Origin of the sequence: Giesbergeria sinuosa (assembly GCF_042652905.1) — a bacterium.
Taxonomy (GTDB): domain Bacteria; phylum Pseudomonadota; class Gammaproteobacteria; order Burkholderiales; family Burkholderiaceae_C; genus Simplicispira; species Simplicispira sinuosa.
This window is the reverse complement of the sequence record NZ_JBHSHJ010000026.1, coordinates 1-2298: the sequence shown is the minus strand read 5'-3', so window position 1 is coordinate 2298 and position 2298 is coordinate 1. Positions and strand designations below refer to the sequence as shown.

The 2298-nt window shown below is 53.9% G+C and carries 2 protein-coding genes; both read right to left on the bottom strand.

What is annotated here, in order from left to right; genetic code table 11:
• Positions 1–306: 306 nt before the first annotated feature.
• Positions 307–1482 carry an Arm DNA-binding domain-containing protein gene (locus tag ACFO6X_RS15795; protein ID WP_382434956.1) on the bottom strand — a complete coding sequence of 392 codons (1176 nt, stop codon included), beginning with the start codon at positions 1480–1482 and terminating at the stop codon, positions 307–309.
• On the bottom strand, positions 1443–1754 hold the full coding sequence (locus ACFO6X_RS15790; protein WP_382434954.1) for an excisionase: 312 nt from the start codon (positions 1752–1754) through the stop codon (positions 1443–1445). The genes ACFO6X_RS15795 and ACFO6X_RS15790 overlap by 40 nt, the downstream gene beginning before the upstream one ends.
• Positions 1755–2298: the final 544 nt, after the last annotated feature.

The following is a 2298-nucleotide window of genomic DNA, read 5'->3' as shown; positions in this document are numbered from 1 at the left end:
ACTTCGCGCCGATGATAGTGCGGGTTCCCGTGTGAAAGTAGGTCATCGTCAGGCTCATTATTCAAGCTACCCCCTCTGATCTCTACGGTCAGAGGGGGTTCGCTTTTTTACGATAGATATTCTGTAGGGGCGCTCCTTGGACTAGCTCCCTCTCTTGCGAATGCAATAAAAAATCCCGCTAACTTATTTTAGTTAGCGGGATTTTTTGTAAGCTGGTGGAGCTGGGGGGAATTGAACCCGCACCCAACCCAGCAGCCACGCCGGTTCACGGCCATTGGTGTGAATCCGGTGTGATTTGTCTCCATTCTAGTTCACCGCCCGCAGTGTGGCCTTGGGCTTTTGGAAGTCCTCGCGGATGAACTTGCCATAGGTTCTAAACACCATCTCCACATCCTCATGCCCCAGCTGCTGGGCCACGTACCAAGGGTTCGCCCCAGCGGTCAGTAGGGTAGAAGCGTAGGTATGCCTGATTTGGTAAGGGTTGCGATAGTCAATGCCAGCCCGCTTCATGATCGGCAGCCAAGCCGTTTTGCGGATTTGGGCATCGGTGGTCCAAGGCTCCAAGGTTCTGGGGTTCAACCAGACTCTCCCCCCAGACAGGGCACTGATGGATTTTTGGGCACGTAGGGCGTCCATTGCTTGGTTGCACAGATCCAGCGTGCGGATGCCTGCTGCCGTCTTGGGGGCCTTGAGTACTCCCTCCACCTGATTTTGCTCAATCCGTGCAGTGGCCTTGTCCCAGTCAATGTGCCGCCACTCCAGCGCTTGCAGCTCGCCCGGTCGCAGACCCGTATTGAACCAAAACTGGAACATTGGCCGCTCGTCCAATCGGCAGGCGTGCAGGATGATTTCACGTTCGGCTTGGGTGAAGGGTGAAATCACGTAGTCACTGGCCCGGCTGGTTTGGCGAATCAGCTTGGCCAGCGCGATACGGTCAAATGGGTTGACATCGATGAGACCGTCATTGAGCGCATCCTCAAACACCGAACGCAATGGAATCAGCATGTTCCGAATGGCTTTGCTGGTGCAATCCATGTCGCTGATCCATTCGCGAAGGGCAGATGGGGTGACTTCATGGAGCTTGCGGCCATGCCACTGGCGCATACGTTCACCATTGATGCTTTTGCTATAGCCCCGAAAAGTGGCCGGACTCATTTTTCCGTTCTCCACCTGCTTAGCGTAAAGCTCCAGCTGCTTGGTCAGCAGCTCCTGCATCAGGTTGGAGTTTGGGTCTGGTTTCTTGGCCTTGGGGCTCTCAGGGAAGTAGTCACCATAGACGAAAGTGCCCGCCGCAATTTTTCGCTTGATCTCTGCGCGCAGATTGCTGGCGTACTGGAGACTGGCTTTATTGACCGCACAATGGGGCAGCAGTTCACGGCACTGCATCCCATTCCAAGTGAAGGCGATTTGTATGCGCGTGACGGTCGCCTTTTCTCGAATGGTTACGCCCGGCGGGGTTGGGGGAGTTGGTTTTTTATCCATTGGTCGGCTTCTTTGATGTTGACGTACAGGCGGCGGGCAATCACTGCGCAATGTTGGCCATCCAACCAGATCCCGGCTCGGCGTCGGTTGTGGACTGCCATGGGGGTCACGCCAGTCAGCTCTTCGAATTTCTCTGCCAACACCCACTCTGGTGTCTGAGTAGCCACGGTAGTAGCGGTGGCTGTTGGTTCTGTAACTTTTTGTTGCATAAATTTCTGAGAGGAAAAGTCGGCAGGGGCGGGCTGGGTGGGGGTGGCTTGGGATGGGTTCATCGTCCGGCTCCTAGCTCTTGTGTAGCTCTTTGATTCCAGCGCTCAATGTCTCGCGGTGCATCAAGGCACAGCACGGGCATCCTTCCGCCTTGGCAGTCTTCAGTTGTGCACTTGGCTTTCGGGTTTGGACACTGCCATTGCGAATCAAGTTGACCACCACAGAATGGACATGGTTTGAGGTATGGAGCTTTATCAAGTGCTGGCATTGCGTGTTTCCTTGGTGGGCATGGTGGTGAGGGTGGGACGTAAAAAAGCCCGCTGGAGGCGGGCTGTGGTAGAAGTCGAAGTGAACAGATGCTGAATCCACAAATTTTTAGGTTTGCCTAACCGATGGATGTTGCACTCATCCCTATGGTACTGTTAGGCCCTGTAGGTTTACCCGACAAGTAGGCGATGCAGATCTGTCGTCTAATCACAGTTAGGAATATCTATGAATTCAGATGAAAATCATCAATTAAAACATGAACTGAAAGAAGCCTTGCAACTAATCGAAAATCTCGGCACTAGACTGACGGGCCTCACTAGCGTTGTGCGCGTAATTGCG